At 71.1% G+C, this 14,724-nt stretch carries 11 protein-coding genes; 5 read left to right on the forward strand and 6 right to left on the reverse strand.

Annotation, left to right across the window (positions count from 1 at the left end):
* Positions 1–132: 132 nt before the first annotated feature.
* Positions 133–2,286 (reverse strand): prolyl oligopeptidase family serine peptidase, encoded by a 2,154-nt coding sequence (locus ACIQIB_RS09655; protein ID WP_400757435.1) that lies wholly within the window; start codon positions 2,284–2,286, stop codon positions 133–135.
* Positions 2,287–2,611: 325 nt separating this feature from the next.
* Here ACIQIB_RS09655 and ACIQIB_RS09660 point away from each other — a divergent pair, with 325 nt between their 5' ends.
* From ACIQIB_RS09660 to ACIQIB_RS09680, 5 genes are all read left to right on the forward strand, one after another.
* Entirely contained in the window at positions 2,612–2,806 is a 195-nt protein-coding gene (locus ACIQIB_RS09660) for a DUF2304 family protein (protein WP_363610822.1), read from the forward strand.
* 46 nt (positions 2,807–2,852) lie between these two features.
* Positions 2,853–3,806: an N-acetyl-1-D-myo-inositol-2-amino-2-deoxy-alpha-D-glucopyranoside deacetylase gene (gene mshB / locus ACIQIB_RS09665; protein WP_400655075.1), complete on the forward strand. Its 954-nt coding sequence runs from the start codon at positions 2,853–2,855 to the stop codon at positions 3,804–3,806.
* Positions 3,803–4,264, forward strand: coding sequence for a DUF6113 family protein (locus ACIQIB_RS09670; RefSeq protein WP_400757436.1), 462 nt, complete (start codon positions 3,803–3,805; stop codon positions 4,262–4,264). The genes mshB and ACIQIB_RS09670 overlap by 4 nt, the downstream gene beginning before the upstream one ends.
* Positions 4,265–4,502: 238 nt before the next feature.
* The gene (locus ACIQIB_RS09675; RefSeq protein ID WP_400757437.1) at positions 4,503–6,857 is read left to right on the forward strand and encodes a peptidoglycan binding domain-containing protein; all 2,355 of its coding nucleotides are present in this window, start codon (positions 4,503–4,505) and stop codon (positions 6,855–6,857) included.
* Positions 6,858–6,997: 140 nt separating this feature from the next.
* Positions 6,998–8,707 (forward strand): ABC transporter family substrate-binding protein, encoded by a 1,710-nt coding sequence (locus ACIQIB_RS09680; protein ID WP_400757439.1) that lies wholly within the window; start codon positions 6,998–7,000, stop codon positions 8,705–8,707.
* Between the two features lie 52 nt (positions 8,708–8,759).
* Here the strand turns inward: ACIQIB_RS09680 and ACIQIB_RS09685 are convergent, their stop codons facing one another.
* The 5 genes from ACIQIB_RS09685 to ACIQIB_RS09705 form a co-directional block, all read right to left on the reverse strand.
* Complete coding sequence (locus ACIQIB_RS09685; protein WP_400757441.1) at positions 8,760–9,779, reverse strand: ABC transporter ATP-binding protein; 1,020 nt, start codon at positions 9,777–9,779, stop codon at positions 8,760–8,762.
* The gene (locus tag ACIQIB_RS09690; protein WP_400757442.1) at positions 9,772–10,863 is read right to left on the reverse strand and encodes an ABC transporter ATP-binding protein; all 1,092 of its coding nucleotides are present in this window, start codon (positions 10,861–10,863) and stop codon (positions 9,772–9,774) included. The genes ACIQIB_RS09685 and ACIQIB_RS09690 overlap by 8 nt, the downstream gene beginning before the upstream one ends.
* Before the next feature lie 15 nt (positions 10,864–10,878).
* Entirely contained in the window at positions 10,879–11,841 is a 963-nt protein-coding gene (locus ACIQIB_RS09695; protein WP_363615251.1) for an ABC transporter permease, read from the reverse strand.
* Positions 11,834–12,778, reverse strand: a complete 945-nt coding sequence (locus ACIQIB_RS09700) for an ABC transporter permease (protein WP_400757444.1) — start codon at positions 12,776–12,778, stop codon at positions 11,834–11,836. The genes ACIQIB_RS09695 and ACIQIB_RS09700 overlap by 8 nt, the downstream gene beginning before the upstream one ends.
* A gap of 93 nt (positions 12,779–12,871) precedes the next feature.
* A complete protein-coding gene (locus ACIQIB_RS09705; protein ID WP_363615247.1) occupies positions 12,872–14,521 on the reverse strand; it encodes an ABC transporter substrate-binding protein in 1,650 nt (549 codons plus the stop codon).
* Positions 14,522–14,724 lie beyond the last annotated feature (203 nt).

Consider the following 14,724-nt stretch of genomic DNA (forward strand, 5'->3'; position numbering starts at 1 on the left):
TCCCGCGCGGACCGGGGCCGGCGGCAGTGCCCGCCGTCGTGCCTTCCGCATGACGGATGTCATGGCTGCGGCCGGCACCCGCGGCACGGGCACCGGCCGCGGAAGCCGCGGGTCAGGGGCGGTTGCGGGGGATCAGATGCCCAGCGAGCGCTGCACGAAGTCGACCTGGAGCAGCAGCAGGTTCTCCGCGACCTCCTCCTGCGGCGTCATGTGGGTGACGCCCGAGAGCGGCAGCACGGTGTGCGGGCGGCCGGCCGCGAGCAGGGCGGAGGAGAGCCGCAGGGTGTGCGCGGCCACCACGTTGTCGTCCGCCAGACCGTGGATGATCATCAGCGGCCGCTCCAGACCGGCCGCGTAGCCGCTCAGCGAGTTGGCCGCGTAGACCTCCGGACGCTCGGCCGGGTGGCCCAGGTAGCGCTCGGTGTAGTGGGTGTCGTACAGCTCCCAGTCGGTCACCGGGGCGCCGGCGACGGCCGCGTGGAAGACGTCCGGGCGGCGCAGCACCGCGAGCGCGGAGAGGTAGCCGCCGTACGACCAGCCGCGGATGGCGACCCGGCCGAGGTCCAGCGGGAACTCCTCGGCGAGCGCCTGCACCGCCTCCACCTGGTCGTCCAGGGTGGCGCCGGCGAAGTCGAAGGCGATCGACTTCTCCCAGGCCGGGCCGCGCCCGGGGGTGCCGCGCCCGTCGGCGACGACCACCGCGAAGCCCTGGTCGGCGAACCACTGCGAGTTGAGGTGCGGGTTGTGCGCCTGGACGACGCGCTGGCCGTGCGGGCCGCCGTACGGGTCCATCAGGACGGGCAGCAGGCCGTCGCGCTCGCGGTCGTAGCCGGTGGGCAGGAAGACCGCGGCGGGGATGCGCCGCTCACCGGCGAAGCGGAAGACCGGGCGGGCGGTGATCACCGGCGTCTCGGCGTAGGACTCGATGGTGGCGATGTCGTCCACCACCACGCCCTCCGGCAGGTCGCGGGCGACCTGGACGAGCGTGCCGGGCCGGTCGTGCTCGGCGGTGGCCCGGACGGTGACGCCGGCCGCGTGCACCGCGGTGGTCACCGAGGTGAACGGCCGGCCGTTGGCCGCCTCCCAGGAGAGCCGCTTGCCGTCGTGGCTGATCCGGCCGACGGCGATCCAGCCGGGCTCGGGGTCGGTCTCCTCGGCGCCGCCGGAGGCGCTGAAGAAGACCTCGTCCTCGGTGATCGCGACCACCGAGCGCAGGTGCAGGTCGGCCCCGGTGACGGCCTGGTCGCCGATCACCAGCGCGCGCGTCCCGTCCGCGTCGGAGATCCGGACCAGCCGGCCGTCCGGCGTCCAGGCCGGGACGCCCTGGAACAGCTCCAGCCAGGCGTCGTCGCGCTCCTCGAACAGCACCTCGGTGGCGCCGCTCGCCACGTCCACCCCGAGGATCAGCTGGCTGCGCTGGTCGCGGGCCTGGACGAGCAGCAGCGGTACGCCGCCCTTGGACCAGTGCACCCGGGCCAGGTACGGGAAGGCGGTGCGGTCCCACAGCACCTCCGTCCGGGCGCCGTCCAGGCCGACCACCCAGAGGCCGACCTCGGCGTCGGCGGTGCCGGCGGCGGGGTAGGCGATCTCGGCGGGCTCGGTGCCCGGGTTGGCCGGGTCGGCGATCCACCAGCGGCGCACCGGGCTGTCGTCGGCCCGCTCGACCAGCAGCCGGTCACCGTCGGGCGACCACCAGAAGCCGCGGTCGCGGTCCATCTCCTCCTGGGCGATGAACTCGGCCTGCCCCCAGGTCACGCCGGGGCCTTCGGGCTGGACGAGGGCCCGGTCGCCGGTACCGTCGGTCCGGGTGAGCCGCAGCTCGCCGGCGGTGTTGGCGTAGGCGACGTGGACGCCGTCCGGCGAGGGGCGCGGGTCGAGGAGCGGGCCCTCGGCGGGCAGTTCGGCCGTGGTGCCCGCCACCAGGTCGGCGGTGAACAGGCGTCCGGAGAGGGCGAAGGCGGCCAGCCGGCCGGCGCCGTCCAGGGCGTAGCCGACGATGCCGGCCGAGCCCTCGCGGCTGCGCTCGCGGCGGGCCTTCTCGGCCGGGGAGAGGTCTTCCTCGCCGCCGCCGAGCAGGACGGCCGGGTCGGCGGCGATCCGCTCCTCGCCGGTGGCGGTGTCGAGGGTCCAGAGCAGGTTGGCCCGGTCGCCGCCCGAACGGGAGCGCAGGAAGACGACCCGGGAGCCGTCGGGTGCGACGGAGAACGACCGGGGCGCGCCGACGGTGTAGCGCAGGGTGCGCGCGTACTGCCTCGGGAAGGTGTCCGCAGGGGTGTGGGTGGTCATGGCACCAGACCATACGACCTTCGGGTGCCACCGCCCGGCCGATCACGATCACTCGTTCGGAGCATCCCGGCGAAGGACGCCCCGAAGCCGTCCGCCCCCCTCCGAACCCCCTCCGACCGGCCTGTGCGCCCCACCGGTGCCGCCGTACCCCGGGCGTGCGGCGTCACCGTACGTCATACATCCATCACTCATCGGGTATGACTGGGTCCGGCGCGTGATCGTCGGGCCCCGTCCCGGGCCCCGGTCGCCCGACCGCAAGTCCCGCACGGTCCGACCGCCGCCCTGCCGAGGGGTGGCGCACCCGAGAAAAGGGGTGTAAGCCGACATGGCCCTGTCCATCTCCGCAGCCATGCTGATGCTGGTCATCGTGGTGGTGCTGATCCGCCGCTCCGGTCTGAAGCTCGCGCACGCGATCATCTGCGCGCTGCTCGGCTTCTACCTGGCGTCCAGCTCCATCGCCCCCTCGATCAGCCAGGTGACCAGCAACCTCGCCGGGATGATCAACGGCCTCAAGCTCTGACCCCGCCCCCGCCCGCACCCTGTGGACCGGTCGTTAGGCTGCTCCCATGACCGTGACTACCGGCCGCCGCCTGCTCCTGGTGCACGCGCACCCCGACGACGAGTCGATCGGCAACGGCGCCACGATGGCCAGGTACACCGACGAGGGCGCCCACGTCACCCTGGTGACCTGCACCCTCGGTGAGGGCGGCGAGGTCATCCCGCCGGAGCTGGCCCGTCTGACGGCGGATCGGGACGACGCGCTCGGCCCGTACCGGATCGGCGAGCTGACCGCCGCCATGCGCGCGGTCGGCGTCGCCGACGTCCGCTTCCTCGGCGGCCCGGGGCGCTACCGCGACTCCGGGATGATGGGCGTCCCCGACAACGACGTGCCCGGCTGCTTCTGGCGGGCCGACCCGGACGAGGCGGCCGGTCACCTGGTCGCGGTGGTCCGGGAGGTGCGGCCGCAGGTCCTGGTCACCTACGACGAGGACGGCGGCTACGGGCACCCGGACCACATCCAGGCGCACCGGGTCGCGATGCGCGCGTACGAGCTGGCCGCCGATCCCGCGTACCGGCCCGAGCTGGGCCCGGCCTGGCGGATCGCCAAGGTGTACTGGAACCGGATGCCCCGTTCGGTGATCGAGCGGGGGCTCGCCGAGACCGCCGCCAGGGCACCGTTCCCCGGTGTCGCCGCGCCGTCCGACGTGCCCGGCGTGGTGGACGACGCCGCGGTCACCACCGTGCTGGACGGCGCCGCGTACGCCGGCCGCAAGGCGGCCGCGATGGCCGCGCACGCCACCCAGATCACCGTGGACGGCGCCTTCTTCGCGCTCTCCAACAACCTCGGCCAGCCGCTGGTCGCCACCGAGTACTACCAGCTGGTGCGCGGCCAGGCCGGGCCGCGGCTGCCCGAGGACGACCTCTTCGCGGGCCTGGACACCACAGGCCCGAACACCACGGGCCCGGCCGCCGCCGACGCGACCGCCGCCCCCGCGCAGGAACAGGAAGGTGTCCGATGACCGAGCCCGCCGACGCCCGGCCGCCGCGCCGCTCGATCCCGGCGGCCGTCCTCGGCACCCGCGCCGAGCGGCTGGCCGAGCCTCAGCCCCCGCGGGCCTGGCGGATCGTCTCCTACGTCCTGTTCTTCCTGCTGGGTGCCGCGGTGTCGATCTGCGGAGCCTTTGTGCAGGCCCTGTGGCCGCCGGTGGGGGTTCTGCTGGCGCTGGCCGCCACCGGTGCCACCTTCTACGCCGGTCTGCGGGTCACCGGTACCCGGCTCGGCGCGGGGCTCCCGGCGGCCGGCTGGTTCCTGGCGCTGCTGCTGGTGATGGTCCCCCGGCCCGAGGGCGACAACGTGCTCTGGACCAACGCGACCTCACTCGGCTGGCTGTTCGCCGGGTCGATTCTGGGCGTGATCTGCGCCACCCTGCCCACCCGGACCAGCTGGTTCCCCGGAGTACCGGGCCCTACCCGCTGACCTCGGCGGTGCGCGGCGTACGGTACCGCGTACGACGAGCAGTCAGGACCGAACGGCCGTACTCTCATACCGGAGGAACCGGACGTATCAGGTTCTATCCGAACCGGTTCACCGCTCAGTTCTTCCCAGTATGGTGGTGCCGCAGAACGCCGTACCCGACCGCCGCCCGCCAGGCCCGGCGCCCACGAACCCGCGGTCGCGCCCGACGGCCCGCCCGCGAACCCGGAGCAGAGCAGCATTGAGCAGCCGCGAATCTGACAACGCCCACCCGACGCCTCGGCGCACGGGCCCGGACGCCTACCCGTCGGGCACCCCGCCCTACGGCACACCGGGCCTCCCCGGCGGCGACCGTGCGGGCACCAGTGCCGCCCAGGGACCGGCGTCGGGCGGCGAGGACGAGGCCCCGAAGACCGAGACCACCCTGACCACCAGGGTGCGGATCAACATCCCCGGCTCGCGTCCGATCCCGCCCGTCGTGGTCCGCAGCGCCGTCAAGAACGAGGACGGCCCGGGCGATGACACCCCGCCCGCCGCCACCGAGCCGCCCGGCCCCCGGCACCGCTCCGCCGCGCCCTCCTCCCCCGTGCTCGGGGTGATGGACGGCGGCGCCCGGACGGCCACACCGCCGAACCTGCCGCCCGAGTGGCAGATCCCGCCGGCCACCTCGGAGGCCGAGTCGACCGGCGCGTGGTTCCGGCCGCGCCAGAAGAAGGCGTCCTCCACCGAGCCCGCTCCGGCTCCGGCCGGCCCCCCGGCCGAACCCGCCGGCGGTGCCGGGGCCCGCCCGAACGGCGCCCGGAAGAACGGCTCCCAGCCGGGTGGCGCCCGGCAGACCCAGGCCTCCGGCCAGGGTACGGACCACCCGAACGGCCGCCCGGTGCCCGGCCAGGCCCCCGCACCCGCACCCGCACCGCGCCCGACCGGCGCGCCCGCCTCGCCGTTCGGCACCGGCGTCGGACCGGACGTCCCTGCGGACGAGGCCGGCGTGTACGAGGACTTCCCCACCGACCCGTTCGCCCCGGCGGATCCGTTCGCCCCGGCGGATCCGTTCGCCCCGGTCGCCGACCCCTTCGCCCCGGCGGGCGGCCCCACCGCCGGCCACCCCCAGGGCCATCCGGCTGGCGGCCCGTCCGGCGCGGTGAGCCCGGAGGACACCTCGGTGGACGGCTTCGCGCCGATCCGCGAGGGCGCCACCGCGCCGGGCGCCATATCCGGTCCGCCCGCGGGCGCGGCGGCCCAGCACGGCCTGCCCCAGGACGGCCTGCCGCAGCACGGCGCCCCGCAGCAGAACGGCCGGCCGCAGCCCGGCCTGTTCGCCTCCGCCCCGGCCGGCACCGACCCGTTCGCCGCACAGCGGCCCCCGGCCGGCACCGACCCGTTCGGCACCGCGGTCCAGGGCGGCCTCTTCCCCGGTGCCCCCGGCCGCCAGGACGAGACCCCCGCCCCGTCCCCCGGCCACCGGCCGGAGGGCCCCGGCGCCACCGCGCCCGGCCGCCCGCAGCCCGAGCCGGGTGCCCAGACGCCCGGCGGCCCCGCCGGACCGGTGGCGGCGCCCGCGCCCGGCCCGAAGAAGCCCGAGGCACCCAAGCCGGCGGCCCCCAAGCCCGCGACGGGCAAGGCGACGGGCAAGCCCAAGGCCGGCGCCGGCAAGAAGCTCGTCAAGCTCGGCGTCTACGCCGTCGGCGGCCTGCTGTTCCTCGGCGCCGCCGCGTACGGCACCGGTCTGATGCTGAACCAGTCCGACATCCCCAAGGGCACCGTCGTGCTGGGCACGGACATCGGCGGCAACAACCGAGACCAGGCGATCCACCAGCTCGACGAGACGATCGGCAAGGCCGGCCGGCAGCCCGTCAAGCTGAAGATCGGCGAACAGTCCGTGGACCTCGACCCGGCCGTCGCCGGGCTGAGCTTCGACACCACGGCCACCGTGGACAACCTCACCCGGCACAGCTACAGCCCGGTCGACGTGATCACCTCGCTGAAGGGCGGCGAGAAGGCCGTACCGCCGGAGGTCAAGGTGGACCGGGCCAAGCTCAAGGCCGCCCTGGACGCCCTGGGCGCCGGCTCGGGGCAGACCCTCCAGGAGGGCTACGTCAAGTTCAGCGATTCCGGTGAGCCCGTCGTGGTGCCCGGCCGGGCCGGCCAGGCGGTGGACTCCGCCGCCGCGGTCGACCAGATCGAGCAGGCCTACCGCGACCGCGCCGCGGGCAAGGCCGAGCAGCCCGTCGCGCTCTCCGTGACGGCCGCCCAGCCCAAGGTCTCGCCGCAGGCCCTCCAGGCCGCCGCCGACAGCCTGGGCAAGTCCGTGGTGAGCGGCAACGTCCATGTCCTGGCCGGCACCAAGAAGTGGGACTTCGGCAAGCTCACCGCGGCCAAGGCGCTGACCCTGGTGCCGGACGCCTCCGGCAAGATCGTGCCCAAGTGGGACCTGGACGCGCTGAACGGCCAGATCAACGGCTACTTCGACAAGGTGAAGGTGAAGAAGAACGGCCAGACGGCCGTGATCACCGCGCAGGACGTCGCCGACGGCATCACCTCGGTGCTGGACAAGAGCGGCGACAAGGACCGCACCTTCAAGTTCGCCACCGTCTGACCCGCTTCCCGACCCACCACCCGGCGGCAGACCCCGGGGGCGGGCCCGAATCCGGGCCCGCCCCTCGACAACTCCCCTCCCAGGTCAGCAAGATGTGACGCCGTACCGTCCGTCACACCAGCACCAGGGAGAAGCACACCATGGGCCGCCGCCTCACGCCACACCGAACGGCCCTGCTCGCCGGTCTCACCGTCGTCTCGCTCTCTCTGACGCTCTGCTCCTGCGGCACCGGTACCGGCGCCCGGGCGCTCCCGACCGCGGCCGAGGCGCCCAAGCTCACCACCGTCGACACCAACCCGCACGACCGCTCGCGGCTGCGCCGGGGCGGCACGCTGAACGTCGCGATCGCCCAGTTCTCCAGCCAGTGGTCGCCGATCCAGACCGACGGTGGCGAGTCCTCCACCATCAGCGTCACCAAGCCCCTGCTGCCCACCTTCTTCCGCTCGGACGCGGCCGGCACCCAGACCGTCAACCCGGCCTATCTCCAGGACGCCAGGTCCGAGCTGAAGGACGGCCGGCAGACCGTCACCTGGACGCTCAACCCGACGGCCGTCTGGTCCGACGGCACGCCGATCACCTGGCGGGACATCGAGGCCAACTGGCGCGCCCTGAACGGGAAGGACCCGGCCTACCGGGCCTCCAGCAGCACCGGCTTCGAGCTGGTCTCCGCGGTCGAGCGGGGCAAGGACGACTTCCAGGCCGTGATGACCTTCGAGCGGCCGTTCTCCGAGTGGCAGTCGATGTTCAACGGCGCCGCCAACGCCCCGCTGCTCCCGGCGAGCCGGATCGCCACCCCGGAGCTGTTCAACACCTCCTACCTGAACGCGATCCCGGTCACCGCGGGCCCGTTCAAGGTCGAGAGGCTCGACCGGGCCACCCAGACCGTCACCCTGGTCGCGGACCCGGCCTGGTGGGGCGACCAACCGCTGCTGGACCGGATCGTCTTCCGTGCCATGGTCCCCAACACCATGGCCGCCGCCTTCGCCAAGGGCGAGGTCGACCTCTTCAACAACGGTCCCGACGTGGCCGGTTACCAGATCATCAAGAGCACCAAGGGGGCCGCCGTCCGCCGCGCCGGCGGCCCCGACTTCCGCCAGTTCACGCTGAACAGCCGGAGCCCCGCGCTCACCGACCCGGCCGTCCGCCAGGCCCTGTTCCAGGCGATCAATCGGGACGCCATCACCCGGTCCGACCTCAACGGCCTGGACTGGCCCACCGTCACCCTCAACAACCATCTGCTGGTCGCCAACCAGAACGCCTACCGGGACAACTCCCTCGGCCTCAGCCGCTACGACCCGGACGACGCCGTCCGGAAGCTGGAGGCGGCCGGCTGGAAGCTCGACGGCGACGTCCGCAAGAAGGACGGCCGGGAGCTGAACCTGCGGATGGTCATCCCGGCCGGGGTCACCCAGGCCCAGAACGAGGCCTCGGTCGCCACCCGGATGCTGAAGGACGTCGGGGTCAAGGTCACCACCGTGACCGCCGAAGCCAACGAGTTCTTCGACCGGTACGTGAACCGGCGCGACTTCGACATCGCCGCGTACTCGCTGCTCGGCACGCCCTTCCCGGCCAGCGGCAACCGGGCCAACTTCGTCCAGAACGGCGGGACCAACCACTCCCAGGCCGGCAGCCCCGCCGTCGACACCGCCCTCGACCGGGCCGCCGCCGCGACCGACGCGGCCACCGCCTTCGAGGCCATCAACCAGGCCGACGGCGAGCTGTGGAAGGTGGCCGGCGTGCTGCCGCTCTACCAGCGCCCGCAGCTGTACGGCGCCCGCGCCAACCTCGCCAACATCGGCGCGCAGGGCCTCTCCGACATCGTCTGGGAGAACGTCGGCTTCGAGAAGTGACGCGCCGGGCCCCGGAGGCGGTCACACCCTCCGGGGCCCGGCGGTCGACCGGTCAGCCCGCGCCGATCACGTCCCGCACTTCGGCGAAGTGGCAGGCCGACTCGTGCGCGGCCGGGCCGCTCAGCACGGACGGCACCGCCAGCAGCGGGATCTCGGTGGAGCAGCGCTCCTGCGCCTTCCAGCAGCGGGTGCGGAACCGGCAACCGGACGGCGGGTTGGCCGGCGAGGGCAGGTCGCCGCTCAGGATGATCCGGTCGCGGGACTCGCGCGCCACCGGGTCCGGCACCGGCACCGCGGAGAGCAGCGCCTGGGTGTACGGATGGGTCGGGTAGGAGTAGATCTGGTCCTCCGTCCCGATCTCGACCATCTTGCCGAGGTACATCACCCCCACCCGGTCGGAGATGTGCCGGACGATGGAGAGGTCGTGCGCGATGAACATGTACGAGAGCTCGAACTCACCCTGGAGCTGCTCCAGCAGGTTGATCACCTGTGCCTGGACCGACACGTCCAGCGCGGAGACCGGCTCGTCACAGATGATCAGCTCCGGCTTGAGCGCCAGCCCCCGGGCGATGCCGATGCGCTGGCGCTGACCGCCGGAGAACTGGTGCGGATACCGGTTGATGTACTCCGGGTTGAGCCCGACCACGTCCAGCAGATCCTGAACGGCCTTGCGGCGGTCGCCCTTCGGCGCCACCTCGGGGTGGATCTCGAAGGGCTCCCCGATGATGTCGCCGACCGTCATCCGCGGGTTCAGCGAGGTGTACGGGTCCTGGAACACCATCTGGATGTTGCGCCGCACGGCCTTGAGGCCGGCGCCCGAGAGCCGGGTGATGTCCTCGCCTTTGAAGAACACCTGGCCGGAGGTGGCCCGCTCCAGGTTCATCAGCACCTTGGCCAGCGTGGACTTGCCACAGCCGGACTCGCCGACGATGCCCAGCGTCTCGCCCCGCCGCAGCTCGAACGAGACGCCGTCGACCGCCTTCACCGCGCCGACCTGCTTCTTGAAGACGATGCCCTGGGTCAGCGGGTAGTACTTGACCAGGTCCTTCACCTCCAGGATGGGCTCAGCCATGGAGGGTCTCCTTCCAGAAGTGGCAGGCGCTGCGGCGGCCCGGCAGGTCGGCCCCTTCGCCGTCCAGCACCGGGACGAGCTGCGGGAGTTCGGTGCGGCAGCGGTCCGCCACCCGGTCGCAGCGCGGATTGAACGCACAGCCCTGCGGGATCCGCAGCAGGCTCGGCGGCAGGCCCTGGATGGCGTAGAGGTTCTGCCCCTTCTGGTCCAGCCGCGGGATCGAGTTGAGCAGGCCCCGGGTGTACGGGTGCGCCGGACGCGCGTACAGCTCGTGCACCGGAGCGGTCTCCACGATCCGCCCCGCGTACATCACGGCGATCTTGTCCGCGACGTCGGCGACCACACCGAGGTCGTGGGTGATCAGGATCAGCCCCATGTTGAACTCGGACTGCAGCTCCGCCAGCAGATCCATCACCTGCGCCTGGACGGTCACATCCAGCGCGGTGGTGGGCTCGTCCGCGATGATCAGGTCCGGCTCCAGCGCCAGCGCCATCGCGATCATGATGCGCTGACGCATACCGCCGGAGAACTGGTGCGGATAGTCGTTCACCCGCTGCCTGGCCGCGGGAATGCGCACCCGCTCCATCAGCTCGACGGCCTTGTCCCTGGCCTCCTTGCGGGAGGCGCCCTGGTGCACCCGGAACATCTCACCGAGCTGATAGCCCACACTGAGCACCGGGTTCAGCGAGGAGAGCGCGTCCTGGAAGATCATCGCGATCCGCCGGCCACGCACCGCCCGCCGGGCCTTGGGGCTCATGGTGAGCAGGTCCTGGCCCTGGAACCGGATCGAACCGGCGGTGATCTTCCCCGGCGGCATGTCCAGAATGCCCATGATCGCCTGGGCGGTCACCGACTTGCCCGAGCCCGACTCCCCCAGCACCGCCAGGGTCTCACCGGCCGACACCGAGTAGCTCACCCCGTTGACCGCCTTGGCGACACCGTCCCGGGTGTGGAACTCGATGTGCAGGTCGTCGACCTCCAGCAACGGGGTACCGGGCGTCAGGTTCTCCCGGCCGCCCTTGATCACCTCCACCGCGTCCTGGCGCGGTGCGCCGTCCTTCGACGGCCTTGTCGCGTCACTCATCGTCCGCGGCCCTCCTCAGCGAAGCTTGGGGTCGAGGGCGTCGCGCACCGCGTCGCCGAGCATGATGAACGCCAGCACGGTGATGCTCAGCACGACGGCCGGGAAGAGCAGCACATGGGGGGCGTTCAGGAAGCGGGACTGCGCGTCGCTGATCATCAGACCCCAGGAGATCGCCGGGGACTGGATGCCGATGCCCAGGTAGGACAGGGCGGCCTCGGCGCCGATGTAGACGCCCAGGTTGATGGTGGAGACCACGATCACCGGCGCCACGGCGTTCGGCAGGATGTGCCGGGAGACGATCCGTCCGGTACCGGCCCCGAGCGCCCTGGCCGCGACCACATAGTCGTTGTGCTTGTTGGAGAGCACCGCCGAACGCATCAGCCGGTAGATCTGCGGCCAGCCGAGCACCGCCATCACCGCCGAGACCGTCCAGGCGTTGCCCGTCTTCCAGGTCGACATGATCAGCATGCCGCCGAGCAGCAGCGGGATGGCGAAGAAGATCTCGGTGACCCGGGAGAGCACGCTGTCCCAGAGACCGCTGATCCAGCCCGCCCAGAGGCCCAGCGTGCCACCGACCAGGACCACCAGCGTGGTGGTCAGGATGCCGACGATGATCGAGTTGCGGGCACCCCACACCGTCCGGGTGTAGATGTCACAGCCCTGGACGTCGAAGCCGAACCAGTGCTCGGCGCTCGGCCGCTTCAGCGAGTCGACCAGGTTGCAGAAGCCCGGCGAACTCGGGTCCTTGTCGGTGAACAGCTGCGGGGCGACGGCCAGCGCCACCATGAACAGCACCAGCACCCCGCCGATCAGGAACAGCGGGTTGCGCCGCAGGTCGTACCAGGCGTCGGTCCAGAGGCTGGCCACCCGCTCATTGCCGTCCGGCGTGACCGCGGGCGCGGCCCCGGCGGCGGATCCGGCGGCCGGCTGCCCGGGGGCCGCCACCGTCACGTTCTCGCTCTTCGTCGGCTCACTCATAGCGGATCCTCGGGTCCAGAACGGCGTACAGCAGGTCGACCACCAGGTTGGCGAACAGGTAGACCAGCACCAGGGCGCTCACGATCCCCACCACGATGGTGCGTTCCCGCAGGTAGACGGACTGGAAGAGCTGGTGTCCGACCCCGGGGATGTTGAAGATGCCCTCGGTGATCACCGCACCGCCCATCAGCCCGCCCAGGTCCATGCCCAGGAAGGTGACGATCGGGATCAGCGCGTTGCGCAGACCGTGCCGGACCACCACCCGGAACGGGCTGAGCCCCTTGGCGACCGCCGTCCGGACGTAGTCCGCCCGCATGACCTCGATCAGGCTGGTCCGGGTGAGCCGGGCGACGTACGCCAGCGAGGTGGAGGCCAGCACATAGGCCGGCAGCAGATAGGACCGGAAGCCCGCCTCCTCGTTGAAGGAGACCGGGAAGAAGTCGATGCCGTAGTCGGTGTTGAGCTTCACCCCGAGGATCAGCTGGAGCACGAAGCCGATCACGAAGACCGGGATCGAGATCACCATCAGGGTCGAGATCAGCACCACGTTGTCGATGAACCGGCCGCGCCGCAGGGCGGCGATCACACCGGCGGTGACACCCACCACCATCTCGATGACCAGCGCGGTCACCGCCAGGTTGATGGTGTACGGGAACGCGGTCTTCATGACGTCCACGACCTGGTTGCCGCGGTAGTCCTCGCCGAAGTCGCCCTTGAACAGGCCGACCAGGTAGTCCCAGTACTGGACGAAGAACGGGTCGTCCAGGTGGTAGCGGTCCCGCAGGACGGCCACCACCGCCGGGTCCTGCCGCTTCTCACCGGCCAGTGCCGTAATGGGGTCACCAGGCAGCAGGAAGACCAGTGCGTAGATAAGGAACGTCGCGCCGAGGATCACAGGTATGGCCTGGATGATCCGGCGGACCACATAGCGGCCCATGCGGCCTCCTCGTGGTTCGGGGCACGCCTGCGCCGGACGGCGCGGGGGTTGCCCGCGCCGCCCGTCCGGGCGGGCCGGTCAGATGGTGGTCGGTCAGGCCAGTTCGACGTTGGCCAGGTCCATCTGTCCCTGGGCGTTGACGTTCACGTTCTTCACGGACTTGGTGTAGGCCGAGGAGGACATGTAGGTGTACACCGGGATGTACGGCAGGTCCTTGATCAGCACGTCGTCGGCCTGCTGGTAGAGCTTGATGCCCTCGGCGTCGCTCTTGGCCGCGTCGGCCTGGGTCAGCAGGCTCTCGAACTCCTCGTTGACGTAGCCGCCGTAGTTGGAGCCGTTGTCGATGGCGACCTTGGAGAAGATCGGGCGCAGGTAGTTCTCGATCGACGGGTAGTCCATCGACCAGGCCATGCGGAAGGCCCCGGAGTACTGCTTGTCGCCCAGCGCGGTGAGGATGGCGCCGAACTTCTCGAACGGCTTGAAGGTGACCTCGATGCCGAGGTTGGCCTTCAGCTGGTTGCCGACGGCCTCGATCCACTCCTTGTGGCCGCCGTCCGCGTTGTAGCCGATCTCCAGCGTGTTCCCCGGCAGGCCGCCGGCCCGGGTGAACAGCTCCTTCGCCTTCGCCGGGTTGTACTTGGCGAGGTCGCCGAGCGCGCCCTGGCGGTACCCGGGAATGATCGGGTTGACGAAGTCGTCGGCGGGCTTACGGGTGCCCGAGAAGATGGTCTTGGTGATCGACTCCCGGTCGATCGCCATCGAGATCGCCTTGCGGATGTCCGGCTTGCCGAAAGCGGCCGGGTTCGTCGCGATCGGGAATCCGATGTAACCGACGCCGGAATCCGGCTTGTAGATGTAGCGGTCACCGAACTCCTGCGCGACCGTCGCCATCGCCGAGATCGGCAGCTTGTCGGTGATCTGGATGGTGTCCGCGCGGAGATCGTTGTAGGCGGTTTCCAGCTTCTCGTAAATCCTGAACGTGACGGAATCCAGCTTGGCCTTTCCGTCCGCTGCCGGGAAGTTCTCGAACCGCTTCACCTTGATCTGCTTGTTGTGCTCCCAGGCGCCGTCCATCTCGAACGGGCCGTTGCCGATCGGCTTCTCGCCGAACGCCTTCGGGTCGGTGAAGAACGCCTTCGGCAGCGGGAAGAAGGCGTTGTAGCCCAGCATGGTCTTGAACTGGGAGAACGGCGCCTTGAGCGTGACGGTGAAGGTCTTGTCGTCGACGACCTTCAGGCCCTTGAGCTCCTTGGCGGAGGGCTTCTTGTCCTTGCCCGGGGCCAGCTCCTCGGAGCCGAGGATCTTGTCGAAGAACGGCAGCGCCTCCTGCGCGTTGTCCTGGTTCGCCCCGTAGTTCCAGGCGTCCACGAAGGACTGCGCGGTGACCTTCTCGCCGTTGTGGAAGGCGTAGCCGTCCTTGAGCTTGATCGTCCAGGTGGTGGCGTCGGTGCTCTCGATCGACTCGGCGACCCGGAGCTTCGGCGAGTTGTCCTTGATGTCGTAGTCGACCAGGCCGGCGAAGATCGCGTGGAGCACCTCGGCGCCCTCGGACTCGGCGGTGTTCTGCGGCACCAGACCGTGCTGCGGCTCACCCAGCTCGACATTGATCGAGCCGCCCTTCTTGCCCGATCCGCCGCTCGCCGGGTCCGAGGACTTCTTGTCGCCGCCGGTGCTGCAGGCGGAGATCGCGAGCGCGGTGCACGCCGCGAGCGCGGTCCAACGCATCGTCTTGGTGAGCCTCATTCAACTGCCTCTCGATTTAGGGGCTTACGAACGAACGGCGCCCCGCCAGTCGGTGTGCCGGGCATGGCGAGGGTCGACATCTCAGGGCCGATCCGCACAGTTGGCGAGGTGACCACTGATACGCGCAGAGCAACTATCGATCACCCGACCCCCCTGGCGGAATCCACGTCACATCTCTTTTCAATTACATGCTCAGACCAATT

The sequence above is a fragment of the Kitasatospora sp. NPDC092286 genome (assembly GCF_044755565.1).
Lineage (GTDB): Bacteria > Actinomycetota > Actinomycetes > Streptomycetales > Streptomycetaceae > Kitasatospora.